Here is a 13,719-nt window from a genome sequence, read left to right as displayed (position 1 = left end):
TTACACAGGAAGCTAGATCAATCCGTCGTCCGAGCAAAGACACAGACAGAATCCGCTGCAACACGGATGGTGCGTGTGGCGATGCACTGGGTGCCGTCCTCTGGGTTGGCCGTATCCAGGATCAATTCCCACGGACTGTCCGTGCTGCAATCCGGCAGGGTGATGTCGACGGCCGGACCCGCGTTGAAGGTGATGAACACTACATCATGCGACGCCGCATAGTCGGGCGTGTCAGAGGCGGTGCGCATTTCGACAGACAGGGCGCGCCAGCGGTGATCGTCCCAGTCTTCTTGTGTGGGCGGGGTGCCGTCGGGTTTGCGCCAGAACAGGTCGGGCATGCCGTCTTCGCGGCGGGGGCGAGAATGCAGGAACCGCGTCTGCCGCAACACCGGGTGGTCGCGACGCAGAAGGGACAGCCGCGCGACAAAATCCAGCAGCTTTTGATCCAGACGGTCCCAGTTCAGCCAGCCCGTGTCGTTGTCCTGGGCAAAGGTGTTGTTGTTGCCCCATTGGCTGTTGCCGATTTCGTCCCCGCCCAGCAGGAACGGCGTGCCCTGCGACAGGAACACGGTGGCCAGCAGGTTGCGTTTGCGCTGGGCGCGGGCGGCCCGGATCGCGGGATCATCGGTCGGACCTTCGACACCCATGTTGTCGGAATAATTGTCGTCCTTGCCGTCGCGATTGTCCTCGCCGTTGGCGGCGTTGTGCTTGACGTTGTAGGATACCAGATCATCCAGAACCATGCCGTCATGCACGGTCACAAAGTTGATCGAGGCGGTGGCGTTGCGGCCCGAATGATCGAACTGGCGGGCACTGCCGGCGACCCGTTTGGCCAGATTGGCGGTCAGGCCGGAATCCCCGCGCCAGTATTTGCGCACGCCGTCGCGGAACTTGTCGTTGAATTCCATGAACGGGTGCGGAAATGCGCCCAGTTGATACCCGCCGGGCCCCAGGTCCCAGGGTTCGGTCACCAGTTTCACGCGGCTCAGCACCGGGTCCTGTCGCAGGGCATCCATGAAACCGCCCTCGCGGTCGAAACCGTCCTTTTCGCGGGCAAGCGCCGTCCCGAGGTCGAAGCGAAAGCCGTCAACATGCATCGTTTCGACCCAGTAGCGCATGGAGTCCATGATCATGCGCAGCACCATCGGGTGTTCGGTCCGCAGGGTGTTCCCGACGCCCGTATCGTTCACGTAGCCCCGGCCGTTGTCGGTCAGGCGGTAGTAGGATTTGTTGTCGAAACCACGGAACGACAGGGTCGGGCCCATTTCGTTGCCTTCGGCGGTATGGTTGTAGACCACGTCCATGATGACTTCGATGCCTGCCTTGTGGAACCGGCGGACCATGGTCTGGAATTCCCAGACACCTTCCTCGGTCATGTAGCGCGGTTCTGGTGCGAAAAATCCGATGCTGTTGTAGCCCCAGTAGTTGCGCAGTCCCTGCCGCACGAGAAAATGGTCGTCGACATAGGCCTGTGACGGCATCAGCTGCACGGTGGTCACGCCGATCTTGTTGAGGTGATCCAGCACGGGCTGGGACGCCATGCCCAGAAACTTGCCGCGCATGGCTGACGCAACGCCGGGCATACGGGCGGTCATGCCTTTGACATGCGCCTCGTACAGGACGGTATCGGTTGCGGCGATGTCGGGCGGCAGGTCGCGTCCCCAGTTGAACGACGGGTCCACCACGACGCTGCGCTGCGCTGCAAAGGCGCTGTCACGCGAGTCAAAGCTGAGATCGCCACGCGGACTGCCGACACGGTAGCCCATCAGCGCGTCGGACCATTTCAGTTTGCCGAACAGGCGTTTGGCATAGGGATCGATCAGCAGTTTGTTGTAATTGAACCTGTGCCCTTCCTCGGGGGCGTAGGGCCCGTGCACCCGAAATCCGTATTTTGCACCCGGTGTCAGGCCTGCCACATGAACGTGCCAGACATCGCCGTCGCGTTCCAGCAGCGGCAGGCGCGCGCGTTCCTTGCGCCCGTCGTCACTGAACAGGCACAGGTCGATCCGTTCGGCATGTTCGGAAAAGACGGCGAAATTCACGCCTGCCCCGTCGAATGTCGCCCCCAAGGGAAAGGGTTTGCCCGCCGTCAGCGGATGGTCGCGCAGTTTCGTCGGGACAGACTGGTTGAGTTGGGCATTCAAACGGTTAGGCCTTCGTACAATTCAGCGTAGGCGGACGCAGAGGTCTGCCAACCTAGCGCCTGCGACATGCCCTTTTTCTGCAGGCCTGTCCACGTTTTCTTGTCCGAGTATAAGGCAACGAGACGCATCAGGACCTGACCGAACGCCAGCGCGTCGATGGGATGGAACTGAAGGCCCGTTGCTGCCTTGTCCTGCAGGGCCATCGGTGTTGCATTGATGACGGTATCGGCCAGCCCACCCGTCAGGGCGACGACCGGCACGCAGCCATAGCGCAAACCATACAGCTGGGTCAGACCACATGGTTCGAACCGGGACGGCACGAGAACCGCGTCGCCGCCTGCGAACATGCGATGTGACAGCGCTTCGTCATAGCCGATGAGCAGACCGATCCGACCGGGATGCGCCTTGGCCAGCGACTTGAGGTCGTTTTCGATCTGCGGATCGCCTGATCCCAGCACGGCCAGACAGCCACCGGCGGCGATGAAATCGGGGATCGCGGCGACCAGCAGGTCCATGCCCTTTTGGTCGGTCAGGCGACTGACAACGACGGCCAGCGGGCCCTCACAGGTCGCCAATCCGAATTCCGCCATCAGGGCCGTCCGGTTGTGCTGTTTCTTGGCCAGCGATGCCTTGCCATAGGTCTTGGCGATGTGGGGATCGGTCTGGGGGTCCCAGACGGTTTCGTCGACACCGTTCAGGATGCCGTGGAAATCGGCGGCACGGTATTGCAGTAGACCTTCCAGGCCGAAACCGAATTCATGGCGCATCAACTCGTCGGCGTAGGTGGGGCTGACGGTGGTGATCGCGTCGGCATGGGCCAGGCCTGCCTTGAGGCTGGACAGGTTGCCCCAATATTCCAGACTGTCGCGGTGGAACGCCTCGATCGGCAGGCGCAATGACCCCAACGCCGCGGCCGGTGCCTCGCCGCGAAAGGCGATGTTGTGGATCGTGACCACCGATTTGGCCTGCGTTTCTACACATAGGTCCATGTAGGCGGGTGCAAAGCCCGCCTGCCAGTCGTGGCAATGCACGATATCCGGTGTCCAGCCGTCGGTCGTGCCACCCGCCGAGATCTGGGCGGCGACCCACGAAAACGCGGCGAACCGCTGGGGATTGTCGCCGAAATCATGCGGGTTGCCATAGGGCCCGCCGGCGCGCGCAAACAGATGCGGCGCATCCAGCAACATGATCGCAGCCCCGCCGATCTGGCCCAGCAGCACGCAAGCGGGACCGCCGAACAGATCGCTGTCAGCCCAGACCTCGGTTGCGGCACCCAGCTTGTCGATCAATCCCGGGTAGGCTGGCAACAACGTGCGCATGTCCCAGCCCAGCGGTGCGAGTGCGGCGGGCAGGGCACCGGCCACATCCGCCAGCCCCCCTGTCTTGATCAGGGGCACGCATTCCGACGTGACCGATAGGACCCGACCACCCATGGGATCAGGACCGCGCGAGATAGGCGTCGATCATGGCCTTGGTGACCAGCACGATGCCCTTGTCAGTGACGCGAAAACCGTTTTCACGATCCTTGTCTGAATCGAAACCGATCACCATGCCTTCGGGGATCTGCACGCCGCGGTCGATCACGCAGTTGCGCAGCTCTGCCTTGCGGCCCACGTCCACATGCGGCAGCGCCACAACCCGGTTCAGCGATGCATAGGAATGTGTCCGCACACCTGTGAACAACAGCGATTCAGTCACTTCGGACCCCGAGATGATACAGTTGCCCGATACCATCGACGACACAGCCGACCCGCGACGGCCATCCTCGTTGTGGATGAACTTTGCGGGCGGCACGCTTTCCGCGTAGGTCCAGATCGGCCATTCGTTGTCGTAGAGGTCCAGCGGAGGGGTGAACAGCGTCAGGTCGATATTGGCCTGCCAGAAGGCATCCACGGTGCCCACGTCGCGCCAGTAGGGTTCGGTTTCCAGACCCGACATGATGCAGCTGTCCTGAAAACGGTGCGCCATGGCTTTGCCGTTCTTGACGATATGCGGGATGATGTCGTGGCCGAAATCATGGCTGCTGTTATCGTCGTGCATATCCTCGAGCAGCAGGGTCCGCAGGAACTGCCAGTCAAAGATGTAGATGCCCATTGACCCCAGCGCGTGGTCGGGATCGCCGGGAATGGCGGGCGGATCAGCTGGCTTTTCGAGGAAATCGGTGATCTGCATCTGATCGTTCACATGCATCACACCCAGTGCTGTCGCCTCCATCCGGGGGACGGTCAGGCAGCCGATCGTCACATCCGCCTTGGTGTCGACATGCTGTTGCAGCATGACCTCGTAGTCCATCTTGTAGATATGATCGCCTGCGAGAATGACAATATATTCAACGCCGTAGCTGTCGATGATGTCGATGTTCTGGGTGACGGCATCGGCCGTACCGACGTACCATTTGGCTTCGTCCATGCGCTGCGACGCCGGCAGGATATCAAGGAATTCATTGCGTTCCGCCCGCAAAAAGTTCCAGCCCCGCTGGCAGTGCCGGATCAGGCTGTGCGCCTTGTACTGGGTGGCGATTGCCATTTTGCGCATGCCGGAATTCAGCGCGTTGGACAGGGCAAAGTCCACGATCCGGGTCTTGCCGCCGAAATAGACCGCCGGTTTGGCGCGGTTGTCGGTCAGTTCCTTGAGGCGGCTGCCACGCCCGCCGGCCAGCACGAATGCCAGCGCCTTGTTCGACAGTCTTGGATTGGCCTTGGGTTTCATTGGTCTCACTCCCTGGTGGCAGATGTATTCAGTTGTCCTGGACAAAAATGACGGTGGACAGCGGCGGGATCGTGACCTCGGCGGAATGATCCTGCCCCATCCAGGCACGGGTTTCTGCGTCAACACCTCCCATGTTGCCGCGCCCGCCGCCGCCGTAGGCTTCGGCGTCGGAATTCAGCGCCTCGCGCCAGCGTCCCTTGGCGGGCAGACCGATGCGATAGCCGGTCCGTTCGATCGGCGTCATGTTCATCACGATCACGACCTTTGGATCATCCGTGCCGCCAATGCGCACGAATGCAAATACCGAAGCATCGGCATCGTTCGCCTCGAGCCATTGGAAACCGGACGGGCGGACATCGTTGACGTGCAGCGCAGGGGTCGCGCGATACAGCGTGTTCAGGTCGCGTACCCACATCTGCACGCCCTTGTGGCGGCCATCATCGCATTCGTGCCAATCAAGGCTCTGGTTGTGGTTCCATTCTCTGGATTGCGCAAATTCCTGCCCCATGAACAGCAGCTTCTTGCCCGGGTGGGTCCACATGAACCCGTAGTAGGCCCGCAGGTTCGCGAATTTTTCCCACGCATTGCCGGGCATCTTGGTCAGCATGGACCCCTTGCCGTGCACCACCTCGTCGTGGCTGATGGGCAGCACGTAGTTTTCACCGAATGCGTAGTGCAGGCTGAATGTCATCTCGTGATGGTGGTGGCGGCGATGGATGGGGTCTTTTTCCATGTAACGCAGGCTGTCGTTCATCCAGCCCATGTTCCATTTGAACCCGAACCCCAGGCCGCCGTATTCCACGGGCCGTGACACACCGGGAAAGGCGGTGCTTTCCTCGGCCACGGTCATGATGCCGGGCACCTCGCCATAGGCCAGCGTGTTGGTGGTTTGCAGCAGCGCGATGGCCTCGTAATTTTCGCGCCCGCCGTCCTTGTTCGGGACCCATTCGTCATGTTTGCGGCTGTAGTCACGATAGAGCATGGAGGCGACGGCATCTACGCGCAGCCCGTCCAAATGGTATTCTTCCAACCAGTAAAGTGCGTTTGACCTGTAGTGGTTCGCCACCTCTGTCCGGCCGAAATTCGGGATCAACGTGTTCCAGTCCTGATGGAACCCCTCGCGCGGGTCGGCGTGTTCATACAGGTGGGTGCCGTCGAATTCGCCCAGTCCATGCGCATCAATCGGGAAATGGCCCGGAACCCAGTCCAGCAGGACACCCAGCCCCTTGCGGTGGGCTGCGTTGACCAATGCGCGGAATTCGTCAGGTGTGCCGTGGCGGATCGTCGGCGCATACAGCCCGACGGGCTGATAGCCCCAGCTGCCGTCAAAGGGATGTTCGCTGATCGGCATCAGCTCGATGTGGGTGAACCCCATCCAGACGGCGTAGTCGACCAGATCCTCGGCCAGTTCCAGATAGGACAGCGGGCGGTTGCCCGGCGCGCGTTTCCAGCTGGCGAGGTTGACCTCGTAGATCGAAATGGGCGCGTCGATGTGCTGCAGATCGGCGCGGGTTTTCATCCAGTCGGCGTCGGACCATGCAGGATCGCGGATATCACGCACCACGGATCCGGTCGCCGGTGGGTGTTCGGACCCGTAGCCAAAGGGGTCCGCCTTGAGGGGCAGATGTTCGCCGTTCGGTCCGATGATTTCGTATTTGTAGATTTCGCCCGCGCCGATCCCCGGCACAAACAGTTCCCAGACCCCGGATTCACCGATGGGGCGCATCGGCGAACGGCGCCCATCCCAGACGTTGAAATTGCCGACCACGGACACACGCCGCGCATTCGGGGCCCAGACCGCAAAATGCGTGCCGTCGGTGCCTTCGTGCGTCATGACGTGGGCACCCAGTGCCTTCCACAAACGCTTGTAGCTGCCTTCGCCAAAGAAATAGATATCCTCGTCAGAGAGCACCCGACCAAAGCGGTAGGGATCATCAAAGGACCAGGTATAGCCGTCCGCCATCGCTTCGAGGGTGTAGGTTTCGGGCGGTTCGGCAAAGGCCGTGATGAACAGGCCAGGATGGTCGTCCAGCCGGTCCAGCGCGATGCGTTCAGCTGCCGTGACGCAGGTGACCGATTCGGCACCGGGCACGAAAACCGTCAGCAGCCAGCCGCCGTCACGCTGTTGCAGGCCGAGGGCATCAAAGGGATTCCGGCATTGACCCCATACAATGTCACGCGCGGCATTGTAGTCGACAAGTGCTGTCGCGGATGGGGTTTTTGTGTCCGGCATTAAGAACCTCCGAAGTATGTGTCAGCGCTAACAATACCGATCTGCACGGTGATAGACAGCGACGTCTTCATCATTCGTTAAATATGTGGACCGAAACTGATGATGGTAAAGCACAATTCCAGGTGCGCCGCTGTGTTGCTGCGCCGCCATAGGGCGGCAGAACCTGAATCCGCCGCTAGTGCGACTCGGTTCGCACTTCTATCACGTAACGATCCTCCCTGCAGAAGCGACACCATGAATTACACCCTGCACGCCTTGATCCTGTCCGCGCTGACCTGTGCGACCCCGGCCTTGTCACAGGACCTGTTGCAGGACCGGCAGGGTATCGGAAACGGGCGGTTGTTCACGAACGACGCGATCGGCGACGGCAGTGACCGCTGGCGGACAGGGTCCTATGTCTACAGTCATTTGCGTGCGCCGCGGCCGCATGATGGGGCGCTGCAACCCTTTGGCGATGTGCTGGAATACCGGCTGCGGGCGGAAATCATTGCGCCGGACAGCGGCACGCGCGGCCGGCCATACGTCGGTCTGCTGTCCGCCGGTGCGCATACGCATTTCGACCTGTCAGGCACCGATGCCAGCGTGGGTGCCGATGTGGTCCTTGTGGGGCCGCAGACAGGCATGGACGATTTTCAGGAATTCTATCACGACACCTTTGGGTTGCAGGTGCCGCTGAATGATCCGCAACTTGATGACGATGTATTTCTTGATGTGACCGGCGAATTGCGGCGGACATACCAACTGGGTGATCAGGCGACGATCCGGCCATTCGTCGAAGCGAAACTGGGGACCGAGGATATTGCCCGCATCGGTGCCGATCTGATTGTCGGTCGCGTGGGTCAGGACGATCTGCTGGTGCGGGACGTGGTCACGGGACAATTGTATCCGGGTGCCATGGGAACCGGGTCCGGGGTCGGTTTTGTGCTGGGCGGTGACATCGCAAGCGTTGCCGGCAGCAATTTCCTGCCAGGTCACGAGGGGTATCAGGCCAGCGACACGCGCTCGCGCGCCCGCGCGGGCGTCAACTGGCAGCCGCATCCGGGTCTGTCCCTGTTCTATGGGGCGACCTATCTGTCGCGCGAATTCGACGAACAGCCCGAGGGGCAGGTCGTGGGGTCTGTCAGGCTCAACTTTTCCTTCTGATACCGGATTGCCACAGTGCTGCACCGCCCACTTGATCGGCAAGTGCGTGGCGGCTAACCTGCCAATCATAAGGACCGCGCGATGAACGACGCGGCCGATTGAGGCAAGGTAACAGGTATGAAAACGGGCTTTCGTGGCACGTTTGTCATTCCCTGGTCGCAAATGGAACTTGACGGGCTGCATTCGCCGCCGGTTGATCATGTGCGTGTTGGTGCGATCTGGTCGTGGACCGGTGTGCCGGTACGTGTGGACGGCCCCAGTGCCGTTCTGCCGTTAGGGCGATCAGAGGAACAGGCAGATTTGCGCAAGCGTGCGGCACCCACGGTGCGGCGCCTGCTGGATGCAGCAGAGGTTGCGCCGGCGGCAGACATTCCGATCCTGCGCGATCCGCTGTTCAAGACGTCGCTGACGGTGACGGACGGCTACAAGGTGTGGGAAATCACGCTGATCCCGCGCGGAGCAGGGCGCAAGCCGCTGGTCATGTTCCTGGACGATATTCCACCGCGCCAGACCGAATTGTGGATCGTACGCCACGGCGTCGATGCGCGCCTGCGCGCCGAAGTGCAAAGCGTGCCGCGCGGCGTCATCTGCTTTACCCCAGGCACCATGATCCGCACGCCCTACGGCCCTCGCGATGTCGCATCACTGTCCGAGGGCGACCTTGTGCAGACTCAGGACAACGGCCCTGCTGAAATTCTCTGGCTGGCGTCACGGCGGGTCAGCGGTGCGCGGATCAAGGCGGTCCCTGATCTTGCGCCCGTCAGGTTAAAGGCCGGGTCGCTGGACCGAGAGGTCCCGGACGAAGGGCTGCTGGTGTCCCCGGATCACCGCATGGTGCTGCGTGGTCCACAGGCGCGCGCGCTGTTCAACAGTGACGAGGTGCTGGTCGCGGCGCGGGACCTGATTAACGATCGGACAATCATGCGCGAACACGGGCACCGTGCGGTGACCTACATCCACATGCTGCTGCCCCGTCACGAAATCGTCTTTGCCAACGGTGTCGCAACCGAAAGCTTTCACCCAGACAACACCCCGATGGGGGCGATGGATGACGGTGACAGGGACCGGCTGTTCGACCGCCTGCCGGATCTTGCGGTCGATACCGCGCTTTATGGTGATGCGGCCCGGCGTCTGCTGACGCAAAGCGAGGCGGCCATCCTCAAGGCCGACACGGCCTGACGGTCAGGCCACATCGCCTGCATGCAGTGCCAAGAAGTGTTTGGCGTGGATCGGTATCGCGGCCGCCCCCATTTCGCGGGCTTGCCGTCCGATCGCGCCTGCGACGACTTGCGGGACGTGCAGGCCCCGCGTGTCAAGCGTTTCCAGTTCCTGCCGCGCCCGCGCCACCAGTCCGTCGCGCACGCGATCGGGCATGGACCCGTCGATCACGATGGCTTCGAAATCAATCACGGAACACACGCTCAGCGCGGCGAATGCCAGCTGCGTGCCGGTCTGTGCGATCCAGTCCTCGATGATGGGTCCGAACTGTGACCAGTCCGACTGGTCTTGCCAGATGGCCGAAGGGTCGCTGCCCGTGGCGCGAATCCGATCCTCCAGCAAATAGAGGGACGCCGTATCGATCAGCTGCCGGGTTTCGCCGGTCGCTGTCCTGACAGGCAGCGATCCGAACGCACCGGCGTTGACAAAGGGGCCTTCGAACACCGCATCGTTCAGCACCACGCCGCCGCCGATAAAGGTGCCGACAAAGAAATAGGCATAATGCGACCAATCGCGGCCGGCGCCATACAGATGTTCCGCCTGACTGGCCGCGGTCGCGTCGTTTTCGACAAAGACATCCAGATCGCAGATCTGACCCAGACTTTCGGCGAAATCGAAATCGCGCCAAAGATCAAGATCACGCTGGGGGGCACCGATCGTGTCGTGCCATGCCCAGATTTCATAGGGTTTCGCAATGCCGATCCCTGCGATACGGTCCCAGTCGCGCGGGCCCAGTTGCGTCCGGATCTGCGCCAGCGCGTCGGTCAGGAATGCCATGATCGGCCCCGGTATGGGGTAGTCATAGCGCACGCTGCGATTCAGCAGCACCTCGCCCAGAATGTTGGTCAGCACGACCGTTGCGCTGCGGCGTCCGATCTTGACCCCGACCGAATAGGCACCGTTCTTGGACAATTCCATCGGGATCGACGGCTTGCCCACGCGGCCACGCATCGGTGTCCCGCGCGTCAGCATGCCGTCCTGTTCCAGCTCGCGCAGGATCACGGAAACCGTTTGTGGCGACAGGGCCGTGACGCGCGATATCTCGCTGCCCGGCATGGGGCCCTGACGTGACAGCTTGGTGAGGATCAATCGCTCATTGTGATCGCGCAAGGCGCTTTGGTTGCGTCCAGTCGTCTGAACGCGTGAATCTTCATGAGTCATAATAATTCTCCCACCTGAAGGTATTGAGCAGTTAAATTAGTAAATCAAGTTGATTTATTCGTGTTGACGAATCGTCAGCCATGCTCTTGAGTGGTGATAGTGGTGCGGATCATCCGGTTCGCATCGTTGGCAAGGTAGCCTCATTCCTTGGGAGGGGAAGATGAAAAAACTGCTTACTGGAACTGCACTTGCTCTGCTGTCGACCACTAGTGTCGCCTATGCAGCAGCGCATGCTGAAACAACCGCATGTCTGATCACCAAGACGGATACGAACCCGTTCTTCGTGAAAATGCGCGAAGGTGCATCCGCCAAGGCCGAAGAGCTGGGAATCAACCTGATGACCTTTGCGGGCAAGGTCGACGGCGACAACGAAACGCAGGTCGCAGCTGTCGAAACCTGCATCGCCGACGGCGCATCCGGTATCCTGATCACCGCGTCCAACACCTCGGCCATCGTGCCCGTGCTGGAGCAGGCCAAGGAAGCCGGCATTCTGGTCATCGCACTGGACACGCCGCTGGACCCCGCCGATGCCGCACATGCGACATTCGCAACCGACAACTTCCTCGCTGGAGAGCTGATCGGTCAGTGGGCTGCCGCTACACTGGGTGACGAGGCCGCCAACGCCAAGATCGCGATGCTCGACCTGGACGTCAGCCAGCCGACCGTGGGCGTTCTGCGCGACCAGGGTTTCCTTCAGGGCTTTGGCATCGACATCATGGACCCCAACATGTGGGGCGATGAAACCGATCCGCGCATCGTCGGCAACGACGTGACGCAGGGCAACGAAGAAGGCGGTCGCCGCGCGATGGAAAACCTGCTGGCGCAGGATCCGGAGATCAACGTGGTCTACACCATCAACGAACCTGCCGCGGCTGGCGCATACGAGGCGCTGCGCGCCATCGGTCGTGAAAACGACGTGCTGATCGTGTCCGTCGACGGCGGTTGCCCCGGCGTGCAGAACGTCGCTGACGGCGTTATCGGCGCAACGGCCCAGCAGTATCCGCTGGACATGGCGTCGCTGGGCATCGAGGCGATTGCCGCATTCGCAGCAGACGGCACCGTGCCGACCCCGACCGAAGGCAAGGATTTCTTTGACACGGGCGTCAGCCTCGTCACTGGCGCGCCGGTTGACGGCGTCGAAAGCATCGACATTGCCGAAGGCACCGACCGTTGCTGGGGCTAAATCCCTAATCCGACATCCTGAAGCGGGCGGCCCTGTGCCGCCCGTTTTCCATCACGGGGAGAGCATGGAATGACCCAAACACAGGACTACGAGCAAAAAACCCGCGGCGGCAAGGCCGACACGCTGGCGCAATTCGAAGCGCCAAAGCGCAGTCCGCTGGGGCATCTACAGCACATCTTGCACCAGACGCCGGCCATCGTGCCCCTTGTGGTGCTGATCGTTGCAGTCATTATTTTCGGCATCATCAATTCGAACTTCATGCGTGTCAGCACGCTGTCGACCATTTTTCAGCAGATCGGTATCGTTGGCGTTTTGGGCATCGCCCAGACGCTTGTCATTCTGACCGCGGGCATCGACCTGTCCGTTGGGGCAATGGCCGTGCTGATCACGGTGCTGATGGGCCAGCTGACGTTCCGCTACGGCGTGCCCGGCGAATTGTCGGTCATGATCGCGCTGATCGCCGGCACCGTCATGGGGTCGATCAACGGGTTCCTTGTGGCCAAGATGAAAATCCCGCCCTTTATCACCACGCTGGGGACATGGCAGATTTTCCTTGCGACCAACTACATTTTTTCGCGCAACGAAACGATCCGGTCGCGCGATATCGAGGAAACCGCCCCGATCATGCAGTTCTGGGGCAATACCTTCGAGATTTTTGACGCACGGGTGACCTTTGCCGTCGTTCTGCTGATCGTGCTGGTGGCTGTCATGGCCTATGTGCTGCGGTCAACGGCATGGGGGCGCCACGTCTATGCCGTTGGTGACGACGCTGATGCCGCCGGTCTGGCGGGTGTGAAAACCGACACGATCCTCATTCAGGTCTATGCGCTGGCCGGATTGTTCTGCGCGATTGCGGCCTGGGTCATGGTGGGCCGGTTCGGGTCGATCACGCCTTCGGCCTCGACCGGGGTGCTGGGCAACATCCAGTCGATCACGGCCGTGGTGATCGGTGGCATTTCCCTCTTTGGCGGTCGCGGCAGTATCGTGGGCATGTTTTTGGGCGCGCTGATCGTCGGCGTGTTCGAAATGGGCCTGCGTATGGCGGGGGCTGACGCCCAATGGACCTATCTGCTGATCGGCGTGCTGATCATCGGTGCCGTCGCAATCGACCAATGGATCAGAAAGGTATCATCATGACCGATCCCATTCTCACTGGCCGCAATCTGGTCAAACGCTACGGGCGCGTCACGGCCCTGGATCACTGCGATTTCGAACTCTACCCGGGCGAAATCCTTGCCGTGATCGGTGACAACGGGGCGGGCAAATCCACCTTGATCAAGGCACTGTCCGGTGCCGTGGTCCCGGACGAAGGCGAGGTGCATCTGGACGGCAAGCGCGTGAATTTCGCGACGCCGCTGGATGCCCGCGAGGCTGGTATCGAAACGGTTTACCAGACGTTGGCAATGTCGCCTGCCTTGTCCATCACCGACAACCTGTTCATGGGGCGGGAGCTGCGCAAGCCCGGCATCATGGGCAAGGTGTTCCGTCAGCTCGACAAGCCCGCGATGGCGAAATTCGCCCGTGAAAAGCTGTCAGAGCTGGGGCTAATGACGATCCAGAACATCAATCAGGCTGTGGAAACACTGTCAGGTGGTCAACGTCAGGGCGTGGCCGTCGCCCGTGCCGCAGCCTTTGGCAGCAGGGTCATCATCCTGGACGAACCGACGGCCGCATTGGGCGTCAAGGAAAGCCGCCGTGTGCTGGACTTGATCCAGGACGTCCGGTCGCGTGGCATTCCGATCATCCTGATCAGCCACAACATGCCCCATGTGTTCGAGGTCGCAGACCGTGTTCACGTGCACCGTCTGGGCAAGCGCCTGTGCGTCATCGATCCCAAGAATCATTCGATGTCGGACGCCGTGGCCTACATGACCGGTGCGGCCGAACCCGATGAGGCGCTGATCGGTGGCAAGGCCCACGCCTGATTC

General features: G+C 61.3%; 10 protein-coding genes. 5 read left to right on the top strand and 5 right to left on the bottom strand.

Features of this window, described 5'->3' with window-relative positions:
• Positions 1 to 17: 17 nt before the first annotated feature.
• From glgX to glgB, 4 genes are read right to left on the bottom strand one after another with little or no spacing between them, the layout of a single operon-like run.
• A complete protein-coding gene (gene glgX / locus AN189_RS14650) occupies positions 18 to 2,144 on the bottom strand; it encodes a glycogen debranching protein GlgX (protein ID WP_253279635.1) in 2,127 nt (708 codons plus the stop codon).
• The gene (glgA, locus tag AN189_RS14645; RefSeq protein WP_056037369.1) at positions 2,141 to 3,577 is read right to left on the bottom strand and encodes a glycogen synthase GlgA; all 1,437 of its coding nucleotides are present in this window, start codon (positions 3,575 to 3,577) and stop codon (positions 2,141 to 2,143) included. The genes glgX and glgA overlap by 4 nt, the downstream gene beginning before the upstream one ends.
• Before the next feature lie 4 nt (positions 3,578 to 3,581).
• Positions 3,582 to 4,853, bottom strand: coding sequence for a glucose-1-phosphate adenylyltransferase (gene glgC / locus AN189_RS14640; protein WP_056037366.1), 1,272 nt, complete (start codon positions 4,851 to 4,853; stop codon positions 3,582 to 3,584).
• A gap of 28 nt (positions 4,854 to 4,881) precedes the next feature.
• Positions 4,882 to 7,086: a 1,4-alpha-glucan branching protein GlgB gene (gene glgB / locus AN189_RS14635; RefSeq protein ID WP_056037363.1), complete on the bottom strand. Its 2,205-nt coding sequence runs from the start codon at positions 7,084 to 7,086 to the stop codon at positions 4,882 to 4,884.
• 234 nt (positions 7,087 to 7,320) lie between these two features.
• On the opposite strand from glgB, the gene AN189_RS14630 reads away from it, so the two are divergent.
• Both AN189_RS14630 and AN189_RS14625 read left to right on the top strand, forming a co-directional pair.
• Complete coding sequence (locus AN189_RS14630) at positions 7,321 to 8,229, top strand: lipid A-modifier LpxR family protein (protein WP_056037360.1); 909 nt, start codon at positions 7,321 to 7,323, stop codon at positions 8,227 to 8,229.
• A gap of 117 nt (positions 8,230 to 8,346) precedes the next feature.
• Positions 8,347 to 9,408: a Hint domain-containing protein gene (locus tag AN189_RS14625; RefSeq protein ID WP_056037357.1), complete on the top strand. Its 1,062-nt coding sequence runs from the start codon at positions 8,347 to 8,349 to the stop codon at positions 9,406 to 9,408.
• A 3-nt stretch (positions 9,409 to 9,411) separates the two neighbouring features.
• On the opposite strand, the gene AN189_RS14620 is transcribed toward AN189_RS14625, so the two are convergent.
• The gene (locus AN189_RS14620; RefSeq protein WP_056037354.1) at positions 9,412 to 10,608 is read right to left on the bottom strand and encodes an ROK family transcriptional regulator; all 1,197 of its coding nucleotides are present in this window, start codon (positions 10,606 to 10,608) and stop codon (positions 9,412 to 9,414) included.
• Between the two features lie 160 nt (positions 10,609 to 10,768).
• Here AN189_RS14620 and AN189_RS14615 point away from each other — a divergent pair, with 160 nt between their 5' ends.
• The 3 genes from AN189_RS14615 to AN189_RS14605 all read left to right on the top strand — a co-directional run bounded on the left by AN189_RS14615 (position 10,769) and on the right by AN189_RS14605 (position 13,716).
• The gene (locus tag AN189_RS14615) at positions 10,769 to 11,791 is read left to right on the top strand and encodes a sugar ABC transporter substrate-binding protein (protein ID WP_056037352.1); all 1,023 of its coding nucleotides are present in this window, start codon (positions 10,769 to 10,771) and stop codon (positions 11,789 to 11,791) included.
• A gap of 69 nt (positions 11,792 to 11,860) precedes the next feature.
• A complete protein-coding gene (locus AN189_RS14610; RefSeq protein ID WP_056037349.1) occupies positions 11,861 to 12,928 on the top strand; it encodes an ABC transporter permease in 1,068 nt (355 codons plus the stop codon).
• Positions 12,925 to 13,716 carry an ATP-binding cassette domain-containing protein gene (locus tag AN189_RS14605; RefSeq protein ID WP_056037545.1) on the top strand — a complete coding sequence of 264 codons (792 nt, stop codon included), beginning with the start codon at positions 12,925 to 12,927 and terminating at the stop codon, positions 13,714 to 13,716. Before AN189_RS14610 ends, AN189_RS14605 begins: the two co-directional genes overlap by 4 nt.
• Positions 13,717 to 13,719 lie beyond the last annotated feature (3 nt).

Source organism: Loktanella sp. 3ANDIMAR09 (assembly GCF_001420005.1).
GTDB lineage: Bacteria > Pseudomonadota > Alphaproteobacteria > Rhodobacterales > Rhodobacteraceae > Loktanella.
This window is presented reverse-complemented; position numbering and strand designations above follow the sequence as displayed.